Below are 20,464 nucleotides of genomic sequence, written 5' to 3' on the forward strand. Positions count from 1 at the left end.
CGGGCCCGGATGAACGTCCTGGACCCATCACGGCGGCGGGACCGAGCGACTCCGCGTGCGCGGTCGCGTCGGTCTGCCTCCGGTGCAGCTCCCCCGTAAACTCGTGCAATTCCCCGTTCACCTGCTGTGCGACCCGTACGCAGAGGCGTAGGCAGACGCAGACGCAGGCGTTCCAGCGTGCAGCGTGCCGAGACTGGCACCGTGTGTGCTTCGGATGGATGGTTCAGGCGGTGCGTGTGGTTCCGGTGGTTCCTGTGATGCGTGTGGTTCCGGTGGTGCGGCCCCCGCGTCGTGACAGCGGGGGCCTCCTCGTGCGGGCAGTGACGGTCACCGGCCGTCGCTCACGTCAGTCGCGCCAGGCGCCGGCGGCCGCGGCCTCCTTCACGAACAGGGCGAAGGAACGGGGCGGCCGGCCGAGCGCGGCCTGCACGCCGTCGGACAGGTGACTGTCCATGTCCCGGCGGATCGGGCCGACCGAGTCGGCGTAGTCCTCGGCGTCCGCCGTGGGCCAGCCCTCGGCGACCAGTTCGGCCACGAAGTCCTCGGGCGACAGGGACACGTAGCGCACCGAGCGGCCGGTGGCGTCGGAGATGAGGTCCACCACCTCGCCGATGGTCAGCGCGCTCGGACCGGACAGCTCGTAGGTCTTGCCCACGTGCGTGTCCTCGGTGAGCGCGGCGACCGCGACCGCGGCGATGTCCTCGGCGTCCACGAAGCTCGCAGCGCCGTCACCCGCGGGCAGGCGCAGCTCCCCGCCGAGCACCGAGTCGCGGAAGAAGCCCTCGCTGAAGTTCTGCGCGAACCACGCGGGCCGCACGACGGTCCACTCCAGACCGCTGTTGCGCACGGCGTCCTCGCCGTCGATGTGGGTCCGGCCCGCGATGCTGTCCTCCTTGGCGTAACCGGGGACGTCGGCGCCGCGGCCCGACAGCAGCACGATGCGCTCGACCCCCAGTTCCTTCGCGCGCTGCACGAACGGCCGCGTCAGCTGCTCGCCGTCCTGCGGCACGAGGAAGACCTTCTTCACGCCGTCCAGAGCGGCGTCCCACGTGCTCCTGTCCGTCCAGTCGAAACGGGGCTCGCCGGAACGCGATCCCACGCGCACCGTGACACCCTTCGAGCCGAGTTGGGCCACGGCGCGACCGCCGACCTTGCCCGTACCACCAGTGATCAGAATCGGGTGCTCAGTCATGGGGCAACTAAATCCTTCGGAGCGGGGACGCGGCCATGGCTGAGACACCCAGGTCGATGTTCGAGCGTCTACATTGGAGGGGTGGACACGTTAGCGAACTTGCTGGACGGGGTACGGGCACGCGGTGCCGTGTTCACCCGGACGGTCATGAGCCCACAATGGTCCCTGCGCTTCGCGAGCGGCGCCCATCTGACCTTGGTCGCCGCCTTGAACGGCCGGGTCTGGATCACACCCGCCGACGGCGAGCCGATGGAACTCGGCTCCGGTGACATCGCCGTCCTGCGCGGCCCCGCCCCGTACACCGTCGCCGAGGATCCCGCCTCGCCGCCCGGACGCGTCATCACCAGCGCGGACTACTGCGCGCGGACCGCCCGGGCGGTCGTCGTCGGCGAGCCGGCCCTCGACCCGCGTACCTGCGGGGCCGACGAGCCGGGTTCGGCCCTCCTGATCAGCGGCGCCTACGAAGGCCGGACCGGCATCAGCGACCGTCTCCTGGACGCCCTGCCGGACGTCCTCGTCGTACCGGAGGCCGACAGCGACCGTACCCTTCTTGGCCTGGTCGCGGAGGAGGTACGCCGCGACAAGCCGGGCCAGCAGGCCGTCCTGGACCGGCTGCTCGACCTGATGCTGGTCTCCACGCTGCGCGCCTGGTTCGACCGCCCCAAGAACCACGCACCCGCGTGGTACCGGCCCACGGACGACTCCGTCGTCGCGAGCGCCCTCCGGCTGATGCACGACGACCCGGCACACCCGTGGACCGTGGCCACCCTCGCCGCCAAGGTGGGGGCCTCCAGGTCGGGGCTGGCCCGCAGCTTCGCCCGCCACGTCGGTGAGCCGCCCATGACCTACCTGGCGACGTGGCGCGTCGCCCTGGCGGCCGACCTGCTGCGCGACACCGACGACACGGTGAGCTCCATCGCCCACAAGGTGGGGTACTCCAACACCTTCGCCCTCAGCGTCGCCTTCAAGCGCTGCCGTGGCATCACCCCCACCCAGCACCGTGCGGCGGTTCTGCACAGCCGCGGGCTGACCGCCTGAACCGAGGGCGTGCGAGGACCCCGGCGGGCGTGTGGCCGCCGGGGTCCTCGGGACTGGGTGGGGCTGGGCAGGTTCGGCTGGGCCTGGGGGCTTCGGTCGGGGCGGCCGGCGGCTGTTATGCCTCCGCGGACACGGCTCCCTCACGGTCAGGGGCCGGGAAGTAGCCCTTGTCGGTGAAGAACTCCAGGTACCGGACCAGCAGGTCACCCGTCACCCGGGGGCAGTGGACACCGCTGCCGGCCAGGGCCGCCTCCGTCCCGTCCGTGTCGATGTCGGGATAGCCGCCGGTGCCCGCGATCGCCGCCTCGAAGACGTCGAGCAGCGGCAGCAGCGAGTTCTCCGGATCCTTCCGTACGGACCGGCTCCACTCGGCCGGGTCGAGGTCCACGAGCGTGTGGCCGAGGGCGCGGAGCCGCTCGACGACCTCGGCGAAGTGCAGACGGTGCGGATTGGACAGGTTGTAGGTGTCTCCCACGCCCGTGACCCGGGTGGAGAGCCACCGGATCGCCCCGCTCACGTAGTCGACCGGCGTCGGATGGAAGTAGCCGGAGATCCCCGCGGGAGCCGCACCGGCCTCCAGCATGCCGCGGATGCTCAGCCACACGAAGTCCTGTGTCTGGCAGGCTCCGTTGACCTGGTCGCCGGAGACGACGTCGACGCGGTACACCGAGACGGGGATGCCGCGCGACCGGGCGATGTCGATGACCCCCTCGGCCACCCACTTCGCCTGCCGGTATCCGTTGGACAGCAGCTCCGGCGGGCCGATCGGGTCGTCGACGGCGATGCGCAGGCCCTCGGCCGGCTCCTGAGCGTAGACGCCGGTGGACGAGATGTAGTGCACGGGCACGGTCCGGTGCCGGGCCGCGAGCCGCAGCACCTCCTCGGTGCCCGCGATGTTGGCGGGCCTCAACGCCTCGTACGGATAGAGCCAGTTGACACTGGCGCCCGCGTGGTAGACGACGTCGACCACCCGGGCCAGTTCGTCGAAGGCGTCCCCGTCCAGCCCGAGCGACGGCTCCGCGAGATCACCGACGGCGATGTCGATCCTGTCGAAGTCGAGGTCCGCCTCCGTCTCGTACCACGCGGCCGCGGCGGTCAGGCGTGCGCGGGCGTCCGACACGTCCGCGCCGCGGACCAGGCAGTGGATCCGCGCCGACGTGTTCCGCAGGAGGTCCCTCAGCAGGAAGGAGCCGAGGAAGCCGGTGGCTCCGGTCAGCAGGATGTGCCGGGGATCGTCGGTGAGGTGGACGTCCGGCGTGGCGACGATGTCCGGCGCGAGCCGTACCTCCGCCGCGAAGTCGACGCCGCCCCGCGCGTCCGCCGAGCCGCCGGCCAGGTCGGACAGCAGCCGCTGGGCCAGGTCCTCGGGGGTGGGGTGGTCGAAGACCAGGCCTGCCGGCAGCGGCAGCCCCACCGCCTTCGTCAGCCGGTTGCGCAGCTCGACGGCGGTCAGCGAGTCGACCCCGACGTCCTGGAAGGACTGGTCCGCACGGACCGGTGCGTCGGGTCCGCGCCCCAGAGCCGCCGTCGCCTGCTCGATGACCAGAGCGAGGAGGACACGGTGCCGCTCGCGCTCGTCCAGCCCGGCCAGGCCGTCGAGACCGTGGCCCGCGCCGCCCAGTGCTCCGTCCGCCACCGCCACCGGCCGGTGCCGCACCCGCGTCAGGGCGCGCAGCACCGCGGGCTGCCGGGGGTACGCACGCGCTGCGGCCAGGTCCACGGGCAGCGCGATCACCGAGGGGTGGTTGGTACCGGTCACCGTGTCGAGGATCTCCATGCCCAGGTCGGTGGGCAGGAGCCGCATACCCTCACGCGCCATGCGATTCAGCTGCGCTTCCGTGAGGTGGTTGGTCATGGCGGTGGTGTTGGCCCAGAGTCCCCAGGCGATGGAGGTGGTGGGTTGGTGGTGGGTGGTGCGGTGTTGGGCGAGGGCGTCGAGGAAGGAGTTGGCGGCGGCGTAGTTGGCTTGGCCGGGGGTGCCGAGGACTCCGGCGACGGAGGAGTAGAGGACGAAGGCGGTGAGGTTGAGGTGTTGGGTTTGGTGGTGGAGGTTCCAGGTGGCGTCGACTTTGGGGCGGAGGACGTTGTGGAGTTGGGTGGGGGTCATGGTGGTGATGAGGTTGTCGTGGAGGGTGCCGGCGGTGTGGATGATGGCGGTGAGGGGGGTGTGGGTGGGGATGGTGGTGAGGAGGGTGGCGAGTTGGGTGGGGTCGGTGGTGTCGCAGGCGGTGATGGTGACGTGGGCGCCTGCTTGGGTGAGTTCGGTGTGGAGTTGGGTGGCTCCGGGGGCGTTGGGTCCGCTTCGGCTGGTGAGGAGGAGGTGTTTGGTGCCGTGGTGGTGGACGAGGTGTCGGGCTGCGGCGGAGCCGAGTGAGCCGGTTCCGCCGGTGATGAGGACGGTGCCTTCGGTGTTCCAGGGCGACGCGTCAGACGCCGACGCCGATGTCGATGCCGACGTCGGTACCGGAAGGCGTGTCATGCGAGGGACGAAAGCCCGGACGCCTCGCAGAGCGACCTGCGGTTCCCCGAGCGCGGCCGCCGCCAGGACGTCACGCCGTTCCGGCTCGGAGCCCGTCTCACCGTCCACCAGCACCAGCCGGCCGGGATGCTCGGCCTGCGCCGAACGCAACAGACCCCACACCGTGGCGTGCGCGAGGTCCACGGGAGCGCCCTCCTCCACCGGCACGGCACCCGCGGTGAGCACGATGAGCCGGGTCGCCGCCTGCCGCTCGTCGGACAGCCATTCCTGTACGAGCGCCAGCGCGCTCTGGGCCGCCGCGTGAGTGGCGGCGACGGGATCGGCCCCCGGGAGGGTGGGCGGCACGGTCCGGATGAGGACGTTCGAGCCGTCCTCGCCCCGCCGGCCTTCACCGCCCGCCGCCGGAAGCAGGGTCGGGGACCAGGTGATGCGGAACAGGGCGTCCTTCGCCGCGGCGCTTGACGGGGCCGGCCGGAGCGCCACGGACGGGGGAGCGACGGACCGGAGGGCGACGGACTCGACGGTCAGCACCGGCTGCCCGGCGGCATCGCCGACGTGGAGTCCGAACACCCCGTCGCCGCGCGGTGTCAGGAGCACGCGGAGCTTGGTGCCGCCGACGGCGTGCAGCCGGACACCGGTCCACTCGTACGGGACGGTGTCCCCGTCCGTACCCTCCCAGGACGCCACGCGGAGCGCGCTGTCCACCAGGAGCGGATGGATCCCGAAGTCCGCGACGCGATCCGCCAGTTCGTCCGGAAGGGCGATCTCGGCGAGGATCTCCTCGCCGCGTCGCCACATCGCGGTCACCCCCGGCGGGAGCGCACCGGGATCGGCGGCCTCCGCTCCGGACCCGGGCCATTCCGCGTCGGAGCGCCCTGTCTCCCGGGCACCACGGTGGACGGCACCCGTGGCATGCAGGGTCCACACGCTGTCCGGATCGTCGGGCCGGGAGTGAACGGTCACCGTGCGCACACCGTCGGCGTCAGGCGCCTCCACGGCCAACTGAACGTGCAGCGCTCCGCCCTCACTGTCGGACAGGACCATGGGTGCCACCACGGTCAGGTCCCGCAGGACGTCGCAGTCGAGCTGGTCGCTCACGTGCAGGGCGAGGTCGACCAGGACACCGTGAGGCACGGTGCCTTCGCTCTGGTCCGTACGTTCGACCAGCCACGGGTGGGTGGCCGTCGACAACCTGCCGGTGAAGAGAGCGGTGTCACTGCCTGCGGGGTACACGGCGGCGCCGAGAAGCGCGTGCCCGGACGGAGTCAGCGCGAGATCGGCCGGATCGCCGCTGAGGGATGAGGCGTGGAGCCAGTAGTGCTGGCGTTGGAAGGGGTAGGTGGGGAGGTCGGTGAGGGTGGTGCGGTCGCCGAAGACGGTCTGCCAGTGGGGGGTGACGCCGGTCCCGGCTGCGTAGAGCCGGCCCAGGGCGGTGAGGATGGTATGGGTCTCCGACTGGCCCGGGCGGAGGGTGGGGAGGACGAGGTGTCCTTCGTGGCCGGTGGCGTCCAGGATGTGCTGGGTCTGTGCGACGAGTACGCCGCTGGGGCCGATCTCTACGTATCCGCCGGTGTGGTGGTCGGCGAGGTGGGTGATGGCGTCGTGGAAGCGGACGGTGGTGCGGACGTGGTGGACCCAGTAGGCGGGGTCGGTGAGGGTGTCCGGTTCGACGGCGAGTCCCGTGACGGTGGAGACGATGGGTATCGACGGCGGGTGGAACGTCAGGCTTTTCACGACCTCGGCGAAGTCGTTCAGCATCGGTTCCATCAAGGGCGAGTGGAAGGCGTGGCTGACCTTGAGGCGTTTGACCCGGTGGCCCGCGTTCTCGAAGTGAGCGGTGACGCGTTCGACGGCGGTGTGTTCGCCGGAGACGACGACGGAAGTGGGTCCGTTGACCGCGGCGATGCCGACGGCATCGTCGAGGAACGGGAGTACATCGGCTTCAGCGGCTTCGACAGCCGCCATCGCACCGCCCTCCGGCAGCGCCTGCATCAGCCGGCCTCGGGCCGCGACCAGTCGGGCAGCGTCTTCCAGGGAGAAGACGCCCGCTACGTGGGCGGCTGCGATCTCACCGATCGAGTGGCCGACGAGCCAGGCCGGCCGGACGCCCCAGGATTCGAGAAGTCGGTAGAGGCCGACTTCGATGGCGAACAGGGCGCTCTGCGTGTAGACGGTCTGGTCGAGCAGGCCGGTGTCGGTGGTGTCGAAGAGGACGTCGCGGACGGGGTGGTCGACGAACCCTGCGAGTTCCTTGTCGACGGCGGTCAGGACGTCGTCGACGGCCGTGGCGAACACCGGATGGGCGGCGTACAACTCGCGGCCCATTCCCACTCGTTGACCGCCCTGACCGGCGAACAGCATGCCTACGCCGCTACCGGAAGGACCGACCAGGGGTGCGCGGCCGTCTGCGACCTCGGCCAGCGAGGTCAGGAGCTCCTCGCGGTCGGCGCCCACCACCACGGCGCCGCGTTCGAAGCGGCTGCGCGCGGTGGCCAACGTCAACCCCACGCCGGCCACGTCGAGCTCGGGTGCCTGCGAGATCCACTCGGTCAGCCGCGCCGCCTGCTCACGTACAGCCTCGTCCGTTCGCCCCGACAGCACCCACGGCACCACACCGCCATCGGCCACCGGTGCCGGGTCTTCCACCTCGGGTGCCTGCTCGATGATCACGTGGGCGTTGGTGCCGCTGATGCCGAACGACGACACGCCCGCCCGGCGCGGCCTTCCTGTCTCGGGCCAGTCGCGGTTCTCCGTGAGGAGTTCCACCGCTCCGCTGTCCCATTCCACGTGCGGGCTCGGCTCGTCCACGTGCAGCGTCTTCGGCGCCACCCCACGGCGGAGTGCCTCGACCATCTTGATCACGCCGCTCACGCCTGCGGCGGCCTGGGTGTGGCCGATGTTGGACTTGAGCGAGCCGAGGTAGAGGGGCTGGTGTGCGGGGCGGTCCTGTCCGTAGGTGGCCAGGAGGGCCTGGGCTTCGATGGGGTCGCCGAGTGTCGTGCCGGTGCCGTGTGCCTCGACGACGTCGACGTCACGTGCGGAGAGGCCCGCGTCGGTCAGGGCGGCCCGGATCACGCGTTCCTGCGCGGGGCCGTTGGGTGCGGTCAGGCCGTTGGAGGCGCCGTCCTGGTTGACCGCGCTGCCCCGGATCACCGCGAGCACGCGGCGCCCCTTGCGCTGCGCGTCCGTGAGCCGCTCCAGGAGCAGCACCCCCACGCCTTCGGACCATCCGGTGCCGTCCGCGGTGGCGGAGAACGCCTTGCAGCGGCCGTCGCTCGCGAGGTTCCCCTGGCGGCTGAACTCCAGCCAGCCGTCCATGCTCGCGGCCACGGTCGCGCCGCCGGCCAGGGCGAGGTCGCACTCGCCCGACCGCAGCGACTGCGCCGCCATGTGCATGGCGACGAGCGAAGACGAGCAGGCCGTGTCCAGCGTGACCGCAGGTCCCTCGAAACCGAAGGTGTAGGAGATGCGGCCCGAGGCGATGCTGCCGAGCACGCCCGTGGCCAAGTAGCCCGCGTACTCCTCCTGGTCCAGGGTGAGGTTGTACGTCTGAGCGGCGATCCCCGTGAAGACTCCCACCGGCGCGCCGCGCAGCGTGCCCGGAGCGATCCCGGCCCGCTCCATCGCCTCCCAGGAGGTTTCCAGGAGCAGCCGCTGCTGCGGGTCCATCGCGGTCGCCTCGCGCGGGGAGATCCGGAAGAACGCGGGGTCGAACTCTGCGGCGTCGCGGATGAATCCGCCGTGCCGTGTATAGGTCTTGCCGGGCTTGCCGGGCTCGGGGTCGTAGCGGCCGGCGATGTCCCAGCCGCGGTCGGTGGGGAACTCCGTGATGGCGTCCCCCTCTTCGGCCACGAGCCGCCACAGGTCCTCGGGGGACGCGACGTCGCCGGGGAAGCGGCAGGCCATGCCGACGATCGCGATGGGTTCGTGCTGTGCGGCCTCGACCTCGGCCAGGCGCTGCCTGGTCTTCTTGAGATCGGACGTGACCCACTTCAGGTACTCGAGAGCCTTCTGCTCGTCGGACATCGGATTGGACTCCCCTTGTGTTGGTTCCGTCTGACCTGAGCGGGTCATCCGGCCGCACGGCCGAGTTCGTTGTCGATGAAGTCGAAGAGGTCGCCGGACGACGCGGACTCCAGCGCGTCCTCCGCCTCGGTCGCCTCCTGGGTCCCGTACGTCTCCGACTCCTGGGAACGCGACCAGTGGTCGAGGATGCCGCGCAGGCGGGTGGCCACGGCCCGGCGCCCGCTCGGGTCCAGGTCTGCCGCGCCCGTGAGGCGGGCCTCCAGGCCGTCGAGTTCCTTCTGCAGCGCCACGGCAGGGTCCGACTCGGGTACGAGCCTGTCCCGGAGCCACCGGGCGAGCGCCGCGGGCGTCGGGTGGTCGAACACGACGGTGGTGGGCAGCCGTACGCCGGTGACCGCGCCGAGGCGGTTGCGGAGCTCGACCGCCGTCACGGAGTCGAACCCGATCTCCTGGAAGGCGTGATCGTGGTCGATGCCCTCGGCGTCGGCGTGACCGAGGACGGTGGCGACGTGCTCGCTGACGAGGCCGACCAGCAGCGTGTCCCGTTCCGGCACGGTGAGCCGTGCCAGCCGGTCGGCCAGTGCCTCTCCGCCGGGCGTCCGGCCGTGCGAGGCGCGGGAGGCACGCGCGGGAGCCAGATCGCGCAGGATCGGCGGGACGTCGTGGCCCGCCCGCAGGAGCGCCTTGTTGAGCGGGGCGGCCACGAGAGCGGGCCGGCCCGTCGCGAGTGCGGCGTCGAGCAGCGCGGGAGCCTCCTCGGGGGCGAGGGGCCGGAGCCCGTACGCCCCGGAGCGGTCGTCTCCGTACGCAACGGCCAGCGCCGGCAGGCCGAGTGCGAGCCGGTACGCCGCCAGCCCGTCGAGGAACCCGTCCGCCGCAGCGAACCCGCCCGGGCCCAGGCCGCCGACGGTGCCGCGCGGCGAGGAGAGCAGCACGAAGTGGGTGAGGCCGGGGCCCTTCGTCAGCTCGTGCAGGTTCCAGGCCGCTCCGGCCCTGGCCCGCAGCGCCGGCCCGGACTCGCTCTCCCCGTCCTCGGTCGAGCCGCCCGCGTTCTCGACGACCGGTCCGGGCGCGGAATGGATCACACCGGTCAGCGGGTGCTCCGTGGACACCGCCGCGAGGAGTGCGGCGACGGCCTCCCGGTCCGTGAGGTCGCACGAGGCCACCTTCACGTCGGCGCCGAGACCTGCCAGCTCCGCGACCAGCTCAGTGACCTGTTCAGTGACCTGTTCATCGACCTGCTCCGCGGTCGGGTCATCCGCGGTCGGGGCTGCGGTCGGGTCCGAGCCTTCGGCTCCCCGCTCCGTCCGGGGATCCGTGGTGAGCAACAGGTGTCGTATCCCGTGCTCGGCCACCAGATGCCGGGCCGCGGCCGCACCGAGCGGGCCCGTGGCCCCGGTGACGAGGACCGTTCCCTCGCCCCATGGGACGTGATCGCCCGTCACGGGCGTGGCGGCGGCCAGACGCGGAGCCAGCATCCTCCCTTGCCGGAAGGCGAGTTGAGGCTCTGCCTCCGGTAGCGGACCGGGCTGCCACTCGGTGTCCGGTTCGACGTCGATCACGACGACACGGTCAGGGTGCTCCAGCTGGACGGACCTGAGAAGGCCCCACACCGCCGATCCGGCCGGATCGGCGGCTTCCCCGGGCCCCGTGGCCACGGCACCGCGGGTCACCACCAGCAGGGGTGCCCCGGTCTCCAGCGCGTGCTGGAGACGGTCCACGACCTGCTCGACGAGCTCGCGCGCCTTCACGACGGGCTCGGTGCCGGACCCGTCGAGCTCCAGCACGTCGAGACCGGAGGGGAGCTCGTCCCGTCGGTCGACGGGCTGCCAGGTGACTTCCCACAGCGCGCCCCGGGGGGACGGCCGACCGCCGGCCACCTGCTCGGGTGTCACCGGGCGAGACCGGACGGACTCCGCCGTGAGCACGGTCTGTCCCGAGGTGTCCTCGGCGTACAGGGAAACCGAACCCTTGTGGTCGTCGTCGTCGGCGGCGCCGCCGACGGACGCGGCGACGCGGACGCGCAGCGTCGTAGCGCCGCTCGCGTACAGGTGGACGTTCCGCCACGAGGACGGCAAGCGCACGCCCTCCTCCGGCGACGCGTCGTCACCGACGTACAGAGCGGTGTCGAGGAGCAGCGGTACGACACCGAAGTTGTCGGCCACGTCGTCGGCCGCACCGACCTCGGCGTAGAACTCGTCGCCTCGACGCCACGCGGCGGTCAGCGCGCGCGCACCGCAGTCCACCCCCGCCTCCGTGAGAGCGGCGTAGAGCTGGTCGGGGTCCTGGGCGATGGCGTCGGTGGGCGGCCAGTGTGTGAATGTGTCGGTCGGGGGCGGGGGTTCGGTGCCGAGGATGCCGGTGGCGTGTCGTGTCCAGGTGGTGTCTTCGTCGTCGGGACGGGAGTGGATGCTGATGGTGCGTACGCCTTCGTCGTCGGTGGCGACGTGTACCTGGAGGTGCGGGGAGTCGTTCTCGTCGATGACGAGCGGTCGCTCGATCAGCAGTTCCTTGAGCGTGGAGGCTCCGCCCTGGCCGGCGGCGTACAGCGCGAGTTCGATCCAGGTCGAGCCAGGGAGCACGGTGGATCCGAGGACGAGGTGGTCGGTGAGCCAGGGCTGTGCCGCGGTCGACAGGCGGCCCGAGAGGACGAGTCCGCCGCTGTCGGCGACTTCGACGACCGATCCCAGGAGGGGATGACCCGTCCCGGACCCTGGATCGGTGGTGATGGGCGAGGCGTTGAGCCAGTAGCGCTGGCGTTGGAAGGGGTAGGCGGGGAGTTCGACGAGGTGGGCGTGGCTTCCGAAGATGGTCTGCCAGTGGGGGGTGACGCCGGTCCCGGCTGCGTAGAGCCGGCCGAGTGTGGTGAGGGTGGTGTGGGTTTCTGCCTGGCCGGGTCGGAGGGTGGGGAGGACGAGGTGTCCTTCGTGGCCGGTGGCGTCCAGGATGTGCTGGGTCTGTGCGACGAGTACGCCGCTGGGGCCGATCTCTACGTATCCGCCGGTGTGGTGGTCGGCGAGGTGGGTGATGGCGTCGTGGAAGCGGACGGTGGTGCGGACGTGGTGGACCCAGTAGGCGGGGTCGGTGAGGGTGTCCGGTTCGACGGCGAGTCCCGTGACGGTGGAGACGATGGGTATCGACGGCGGGTGGAACGTCAGGCTTTTCACGACCTCGGCGAAGTCGTCGAGCATCGGTTCCATCAAGGGCGAGTGGAAGGCGTGGCTGACCTTGAGGCGTTTGACCCGGTGGCCCGCGTTCTCGAAGTGAGCGGTGACGCGTTCGACGGCGGTGTGTTCGCCGGAGACGACGACGGAGGCGGGTCCGTTGACCGCGGCGATGCCCACGGCGTTGTCGAGGAGCGGCACGACTTCGGCTTCGGTCGTCTCGATCGCTGCCATGGCACCCCCGTCCGGCAGCGCCTGCATCAGCCGGCCTCGGGCGGCGATCAGGCGCGCCGCGTCCTCCAGCGTGAACACTCCCGCTACGTGGGCGGCTGCGATCTCGCCGATCGAGTGGCCGACGAGCCAGGCCGGCCGGACGCCCCAGGATTCGAGGAGCCGGTAGAGGCCTACTTCGATGGCGAACAGGGCGCTCTGGGTGTAGACGGTCTGGTCGAGCAGGCCGGTGTCGGTGGTGTCGAAGAGGACGTCGCGGACGGGGTGGTCGACGAACCCTGCGAGTTCCTTGTCGACGGCGGTCAGGACGTCGTCGACGGCTGTGGCGAACACCGGATGGGCGGCGTACAACTCGCGGCCCATTCCCACTCGCTGGCCACCCTGCCCGGCGAACAACATCGCCACCCCACTTCCGGCCCGAGCCACTCCAGGCGTGCGGCCGTCGGCGACTGCGGTGAGGGCGGAGAGCAGCTCCTCACGGTCTGCGCCCACCACCACGGCACCTCGTTCGAACCGGCTACGCGCGGAGGCCAGCGTCAACCCCACGTCCGCCAAGCCCAGTTCAGGGGCGTGGGCGAGCCATTCCGTCAGTCGGGCCGCCTGTTCCCGTACGGCCTCGTCTGTACGGCCGGACAGCACCCACGGCATCACAGCGCCTGCAGCCGTGGGCGCTGGCTCGTCCGCCTCGGGTGCCTGCTCGACGATGACGTGGGCGTTGGTGCCGCTGATGCCGAACGACGACACGCCTGCCCGGCGCGGCCTTCCTGTCTCGGGCCAGTCGCGGTTCTCCGTGAGGAGTTCCACCGCTCCGCTGTCCCATTCCACGTGCGGGCTCGGTTCGTCCACGTGCAGGGTCTTCGGCAGGACGCCGTGGCGCATCGCCTGCACCATCTTGATCACGCTGCCCACGCCCGCGGCGGCCTGCGTGTGGCCGATGTTCGACTTCAGCGAGCCGAGGTAGAGGGGCTGGCCTGCGGGGCGGTCCTGTCCATAGGTGGCCAGGAGGGCCTGGGCCTCGATCGGGTCGCCGAGTGTCGTGCCGGTGCCGTGGGCCTCGACGACGTCGACGTCCGCCGCCGACAGGCCGGCGCTGGCCAGTGCCCGGCGGATGACCCGTTCCTGCGCGGGGCCGTTGGGTGCGGTCAGGCCGTTGGAGGCGCCGTCCTGGTTGACCGCGCTGCCGCGGATCACCGCGAGCACGCGGTGTCCGTTGCGCTGCGCGTCCGAGAGCCGCTCCAGGAGCAGCACCCCCACGCCTTCGCCGAAGCCCGTCCCGTCGGCCCCGGCCGCGAACGCCTTGCAGCGGCCGTCGGAGGAGAGGCCGCGCTGGCGGCTGAAGCCGGTGAAGAGCCCCGGGGTGCCCATGACGGTCGCGCCGCCGGCCAGGGCGAGGTCGCACTCGCCCGACCGCAGGGACTGCCCGGCCATGTGCATGGCGACGAGCGACGACGAGCAGGCCGTGTCCAGCGTGACCGCGGGACCGCCGAAGCCCATGGTGTAGGCGATCCGCCCGGAGGCGACGCTGGCCGTGCCGCCCGTGAGGAAGTGGCTCTCGTGCTGCTCGCCGATCACGTCCGACCGGGGGCCGTACTCCTGCTGCACGAGGCCGACGAACACGCCGGTGTTGCTGCCCCGCAGCGAGCCCGGGTCGATGCCCGCCCGCTCCACCACCTCCCATGCGCTCTCCAGCAGGACCCGCTGCTGCGGGTCCATGACGGCCGCTTCGCGGGGGCTGAGGCCGAAGAAGTCGCTGTCGAAGCGGTCGGCGTCGTGGAGGAAGCCGCCGGTGCGCGCGTACGTGCTGCGGGGGCGTTCACCGCTGGGGTCGTAGATGCCGTCGATGTCCCAGCCGCGGTTGGTGGGGAATTCCGTGATGGCGTCGACGCCGTCGGCGACCAGGCGCCACAGCCCGTCGCTGTCGGCGACCCCGCCGGGGTAGCGGCAGGCCATGCCGACGATCGCGATGGGTTCGTCCGTCGCCGTCGCGGATGCCGCTTCGGCGCCGGCCGCCGTGGCTCCCCCCAGCTTGACGTGCAGGAAGTCCGTGAGGGCCTCCGGTGTGGGGTGGTCGAAGACGAGCGTGGCGGGGAGGCGTATGCCGGTCGCGGCGCCGAGCCGGTTGCGCAGCTCGACCGCGGTGAGGGAGTCGAAGCCGAGGTCCCGGAAGGCCTGTCCGGCCCGGACGGCCGACGCGTCGGTGTGTCCGAGGACGGCGGCGGCGTGTTCGCCGACCAGTTCCGCGAGCAGGGCGCGCTGTTCGCCCGCCCCGAGTGCGGCCAGCCGGCGGGCCAGGGAGCCGTCGACGGCACCCTGGCCTGCGGCGGTGCGCCGTCCCGTCGTCCGGAGGAGGCCGCGCAGCGCGGCGGCGACCTCACCCCGCACTGCGGACGGGTCGAACGGGGTGGCCACGACCACCGGTCGGGACCGGGCGAGAGCCGAGTCCAGCATGCTCATGCCGTGATCACCGGTGATCGGGCGCAGGCCGTCGCGGGCCATCCGGGTCCGGTCGCCCGCGGAGAGGCGCTGGATCATGCCGCCTTCCTCCTCCCACAGGCCCCACACCATGGAGACGGCGGGGAGGCCCTGGGCGCGGCGCCGCTGGGCGAGGGCGTCCAGGAAGGCGTTGGCCGCGGAGTAGTTGGCGACGCCGGGACCGCCGAGCGTGCCGGCGAGCGACGAGTACAGGACGAAGGCCGACAGGTCGAGGTCCCGGGTCAGCTCGTGCAGATGCCAGGCGGCGTCGGCCTTGGGGCGCAGGACCGTGGCGATCTGCTCGTCGCTCAGCGAGGCGAGCAGTCCGTCGTCGACGACGCCCGCGGTGTGCACCACAGTGGTGAGCGGGTGCGCGCCCGGGATGCTCGCGAGGAGGGCGGCGAGGGCGTCGCGGTCGCCGACGTCGCAGGCCGCGACCGTCACGCACGCGCCCAGCTCCTCCAGCTCCGCCACCAGTTCGGGGGCGCCCGTCGCGGCGATGCCGCGCCGGCTCGTCAGCAGCAGATGGCGTATGCCGTGCGCGGTCACCAGGTGCCGGGCGACGACGCTGCCCAGGGCGCCGGTTCCGCCCGTCACCAATGCTGTGCCTTCGGGGTCAAGGGAGCGGTCGACGGTGAGTACGATCTTGCCGGCGCTCTGTGCCCGGTCCAGGTGCCGGAGAGCGGCCTCGGCCCGGGTGAGCGGCCACGCGGACACGGGCAGCGGGCGCAGCACCCCGCTGTCGAAGAGCTCGACGAGCTCGGCGAGCAGCGCCCGGATCAGGTCCGGGTCCGTCCGGCCCAGGTCGTGTGCCGCGTACTCGACTCCGGGGTGGAGGACGGCCGTCTCGGTCGGGTCGCGTCGCTCGCTCTCACCCAGTTCGAGGAAGCGCCCGCCGCGCGGCAGGAGGCGCAGCGACGCGTCGACCGACTCGCCGGTGAGCGAGTTCAGGACCACGTCGACGCCGCGGCCCTCGGTCGCGCGCAGGACGGCCTGCTCGAACTCCGGTGACCCGGGGTCGGCGATGCGTTCGGGATCTACGCCGAGGTCGAGCAGGGCACCGCGGTCGGCGGGTCCGGCCGTCGCGTGGACGTGAGCGCCGAGGTGCCGGGCGACCTGCACGGCGGCAAGGGCCGTGGCGTCGGGGGCCGAGTGGATCAGGACGGTCTCGTCGGAGGTGAGGCCGCCGAGGTCGCGCAGAGTGTGGAGGGCGGTGAGGAACGCGACGGGCATGGACGCCGCCTGAGTGAACGTCAGTCTTGCGGGAATGCGGACGAGCAGTCGGTGATCGGTGACGACCGTCGGTCCGAGGGTGCCGGTCCCCAGTCCCATGACCTTTTCTCCCGGGGCGAGTTCGGTCACGTCGGAGCCGACTGCCGTGACGACACCGGCAAGTTCGCTCCCGAGTTCCCCGCCCGTGACGCCCCCGAGTTCCCCGCCAGGGACGCCACCGAGGTCGCCACCGGTGGTCGGCGGGCCGTCGGATACACGGCCGAGGGCGACGGACAGGTCGCGGGAGGTGATCCCCGCCGCCCGGACGGAGACACGCACCTCGGTGGGCGCGAGCGTGGCAGGCCCGTCCGGGTCCGGCACGGGTGCCAGGCTCGCCAGGTCGCCGGGGTCGAGGACACGCAGCCGCCATGCGTCGCCGACGGGCGGGGTGTACGGATCGGGGGCGGGCCTCGCGAGCCGGAGCGCGCGGACGGTGCTGCCGCGCACGGCGACCTGGGGCTCACCGGCGGCCGTGGCCGCGGCCAGTACGGCGGGCAGGTCGGACTCGGCTCCCGGCTCGCCGTCGACCAGGACGATGCGGTCGGGGTGCTCGGCCTGGGCGGAACGCACCAGGCCCCAGACGGCGGCCGCGGCCGGGTCGACGTCCTCGCCGTCGTCCACCGCCACCGCGCCGGCGGTCAGGACGGCGACGCGCGCGGAGGCGAGCCGCTCGTCGGCCAGCCACGCCTGGAGGCGGGCGAGCACGGCCCGCGTCGCCGTGTGCGTCGCGGCGAGTGCATCGGCACCGGAGAGGTCGGGGACGAGGAGGAGGAAGTCGGGTACGGGACCGTCCTCGGCCACCGTGTCGGCGACGGTCACGGGGGAGGGCTCGACGCGGGCCGGGTCGAGCGACGTCCAGACGAGGTCGAACAGGGCGTCGGGGCGCGCCGCCCGTGCGGCGGTGGCGAGTTGGTCGGCGGCGATGGGTCGGGTGGTGAGGGTGTCGACGGTGAGGACGGGTTGGCCGGTGGGGTCGGTGGCGTGGAGGGTGACGGTGTTGTCGCCGGTGGGGGTGAGGCGTACGCGGAGGGCGGTGGCACCGGTGGCGTGCAGCCGGACACCGCTCCACGCGAAGGCGAGGGAGACCCCGGTGCCGACGGCGAGGTTGTCGTGGGCGAAGGCGTGCAGCGACGCGTCCAGGAGGGCGGGGTGGATCCCGAACCCGGTGGCGTCGTCGGCGGGCAGACCGACCTCGGCGTACAGGTGCTGCCCGGAGCGCCAGGCCGCCGTCAGCCCCTGGAAGAAGGGCCCGTAGTCCAGGCCGGTCGCGGCGAGGACCTCGTAGGCGTCGGACACGTCGAGCGGCGTGGCGCCGGACGGCGGCCATGCGGTGTCGGCGGTCTCGACGGAGACGGAGACGGGGGCGGAGACGGGGGCGGAGGCGGAGGCGGAGGCGGTGAGGCCGGCGGTGGCGTCGAAGCCGGGAGCCGCTTCGGTACCGAGGACGCCCCGTGCGTGGAGGATCCACGCGCTGTCCGGCCGATCGGGCCGGCTGTGGACGGTCACGGGCCGGCTGCCGTCGGCGTCGGCCGGGCCCACGGCGAGCTGGAGGTGGACCTGCTGGTCCGCGGCGAGCAGCAGCGGCGCCTCGATGACGAGTTCGTCCAGGACGGATGCCCCGACGTGATCGCCGGCGTGGACGGCCATCTCGATGAGAGCGGTCCCCGGAAGGATCACCGAGCCCAGGACGCCGTGATCGGCCAGCCAAGGGTGGGTGGTGAGGGAGAGGCTGCCGGTGAAGAGGACGGAATCACCGTCGGCCGTGTGCACGACCGACCCCAGCAGCGGGTGGCCGGTGGGCGTCAGACCGAAGTGGGCAGGGTCGGCCGACCGGGCGGGGGTCCACCAGTAGCGCTGTCGCTGGAAGGCGTACGTCGGCAGGGCGACGCGGCGGCTCCGGTCGCCGAAGACCGTGGACCAGTCGGGGGAGACGCCGTGGGCGTGGGCCAGGCCGAGGGCGGTGAGGAACTGTTCGAGGCCGCCGTGGTCGCGGCGGAGCGTGCCCAGCGTCGCCACCGCCGCCCGGTCGGCGAGGGTGTCCTGGATGCTGGAGGTGAGGACGGGGTGGGGGCTGATCTCGATGAAGAGGTGGGTTCCGGTGTCGGCGATGGTGCGGGTGGTGTTTTCGAAGAGGACGGTCTGGCGGAGGTTGCGGTACCAGTAGGTGGCGTCGAGTTGGGTGGTGTCGAGGAGGGTGCCGGTGACGGTGGAGTAGAAGGGGGTGGTGGAGGTGTGGGGGGTGACGGGTTCGAGGTCGGTGAGGAGTCGTTCCTCGATGGCGGCGACCTGGGGGCTGTGGGAGGCGTAGTCGACGGGGAGGAGGCGGTGGCGGATGTTCCGGGCCTCGCATGCGGCGGCGATCAGTGCGAGTGCTTGGGGTTCGCCGGCGATGACGACGGAGGCGGGGCCGTTGACGACGGCGACGCCGACGCGCTCCGCCAGGTCGGCATCGTAAGCACTGTCGGCTTGGGATGTTTCGGTGATGAGTTGGGCGGCTCGTTCGGCGGAGGTGGCGAGGGACATCATGCCGCCGTGTCCGCTGAGGAGTTCGCCGATGGCTTTGCTGCGGAGGGTGACGATACGGGCGCCGTCGTCGAGGGAGAGTGCTCCGGCCACGACGGCGGCGGCGATCTCGCCCTGCGAGTGCCCCACGACCGCTGCGGGCACGACACCGTGGAACTCCCACAGCCGCGCCAGCGACACCATCACCGCGAACGACACCGGCTGCACCACGTCGACGCGCTCCAGCCCCGGCGCGCCGGGGGTCGACCGCAGCACGTCCTCCACGGACCAGTCGACGTACGGGGCGAGAGCGGCGGAGCACTCCCGTATCGCCCGCGCGAACTCGGGAGAGGAGTCGAGGAGCGGCGCGGCCATGCCCGCCCACTGGGCACCCTGGCCCGGGAAGACGAACACCGGCTGCGCACCGTCGGCCGCCGCCACGCCGGTCGCGGTACCCGCCGCGATGGCGGACAGGCCCGCCAGGAGGGCTTCCCGGTCCTGCCCGACGACCACGGCGCGCCGGTCGAGGTGCGCGCGGGTCGTCGCGAGGGAGAACCCCACGTCCGCGGGGTGCAGTTCGGGGTGCCGCGACAGATGATCGGCGAGTCGGACGGCCTGGCCGCGCAGGGCTTCCTCGGTGTGGCCGGACAGGACCCACGGCACCGCACCGCCGTCCGCAACCGGTGCCGGTTCCTCCGCCTCGGGTGCCTGCTCGACGATGACGTGGGCGTTGGTGCCGCTGATGCCGAACGACGACACGCCTGCCCGGCGCGGCCTTCCTGTCTCGGGCCAGTCGCGGTTCTCCGTGAGGAGTTCCACCGCTCCGCTGTCCCATTCCACGTGCGGGCTCGGTTCGTCCACGTGCAGGGTCTTCGGCAGGACGCCGTGGCGCATCGCCTGCACCATCTTGATCACGCTGCCCACGCCCGCGGCGGCCTGGGAGTGCCCGATGTTCGACTTCAGCGAGCCCAGCCACAACGGCCGGTCCGCCGGACGGTGCCTGCCGTAGGTGGCGAGCAGCGCGTGGGCCTCGATCGGGTCGCCGAGCGTCGTACCGGTGCCGTGCGCCTCGACGGCGTCGACATCGCCGGTGGTCAGCCGGGCGTTGGCGAGCGCCGCCGTGATGACGCGTTCCTGGGAGGGCCCGTTCGGCGCCGTGAGGCCGTTGCTCGCGCCGTCCTGGTTGACGGCGCTGCCCCGTACGAGGGCGAGCACCCGGTGACCGTCGCGCACCGCCTCGGAGAGCCGTTCGAGCACCAGGAAGCCGACGCCCTCGGCCCAGCCCGTGCCGTCGGCGCCCGCGGCGAACGCCTTGCACCGTCCGTCCGGGGCGAGCCCGCGCTGCCGGCTGAACTCCACGAACACGGTGGGGGTGGCCATCACCGTGACGCCTCCGGCGAGCGCCCGGTCGCACTCTCCGGAGCGCAGGGCCTGGGCGGCCAGGTGCAGCGCCACCAGGGACGACGAGCACGCCGTGTCAATGGTGACCGCGGGCCCTTCGAGACCCAGGGTGTACGCCACCCGCCCCGAGGCGATGCTGCCCGCGGTGCCGCCCGCGATCAGCCCTTCGAGGGCGGGCGGCGTCTCCGCCGGGCGAGGGGCGTAGTCCTGGTACATCGCGCCGGCGAAGACTCCCGTACGGCTTCCCCGCAGCGTCCGGGGAGCGATGCCCGCGTCCTCGACCGCCTCCCACGCCGTCTCCAGGAGCAGACGGTGCTGGGGGTCGATGGCGGTCGCCTCCCGGGGCGAGATCCCGAAGAATCCCGCGTCGAACTCCCCGGCGTCGTGGAGGAAGCCTCCGTGCCGGGTGTACGTGGTGCCGCCGGCGTCCGGATCGGGGTCGTACAGGCGGTCGGCGTTCCAGCCCCGGTCCCCGGGGAACTCGCCTATGCAGTCGACCCCTTCGGACACCGCTCGCCACAGGTCCTCCGGCGAGCGGATGTCGCCGGGGTAGCGGCAGGCCATACCGACGATGGCGATGGGCTCGCTGGCCGCGTCCTCCAGGTCCCGCAGCCGTCCTTGTGCCTCGCGGGTGTCGGCGATGGCCTTCTTCAGATATTCGCGGAGCTTGGCCTCGTTGGACATCCC

At 72.3% G+C, this 20,464-nt stretch carries 4 protein-coding genes; 1 reads left to right on the plus strand and 3 read right to left on the minus strand.

What is annotated here, in order from left to right; all coding sequences use genetic code 11:
- Positions 1-346: 346 nt before the first annotated feature.
- The gene (locus tag DEJ46_RS33575; RefSeq protein ID WP_150272397.1) at positions 347-1,192 is read right to left on the minus strand and encodes an NAD(P)H-binding protein; all 846 of its coding nucleotides are present in this window, start codon (positions 1,190-1,192) and stop codon (positions 347-349) included.
- A gap of 81 nt (positions 1,193-1,273) precedes the next feature.
- Here DEJ46_RS33575 and DEJ46_RS33580 point away from each other — a divergent pair, with 81 nt between their 5' ends.
- Positions 1,274-2,230, plus strand: a complete 957-nt coding sequence (locus DEJ46_RS33580) for an AraC family transcriptional regulator (RefSeq protein WP_150272399.1) — start codon at positions 1,274-1,276, stop codon at positions 2,228-2,230.
- Between the two features lie 115 nt (positions 2,231-2,345).
- On the opposite strand, the gene DEJ46_RS33585 is transcribed toward DEJ46_RS33580, so the two are convergent.
- Together DEJ46_RS33585 and DEJ46_RS33590 are read right to left on the minus strand one after the other, a co-directional pair.
- Positions 2,346-8,735: a type I polyketide synthase gene (locus DEJ46_RS33585; RefSeq protein ID WP_150272401.1), complete on the minus strand. Its 6,390-nt coding sequence runs from the start codon at positions 8,733-8,735 to the stop codon at positions 2,346-2,348.
- Between the two features lie 44 nt (positions 8,736-8,779).
- The gene (locus DEJ46_RS33590) at positions 8,780-20,461 is read right to left on the minus strand and encodes a type I polyketide synthase (protein WP_150272403.1); all 11,682 of its coding nucleotides are present in this window, start codon (positions 20,459-20,461) and stop codon (positions 8,780-8,782) included.
- Positions 20,462-20,464 lie beyond the last annotated feature (3 nt).

The organism is Streptomyces venezuelae (assembly GCF_008642375.1).
In the GTDB taxonomy this organism is placed as follows: domain Bacteria; phylum Actinomycetota; class Actinomycetes; order Streptomycetales; family Streptomycetaceae; genus Streptomyces; species Streptomyces venezuelae_G.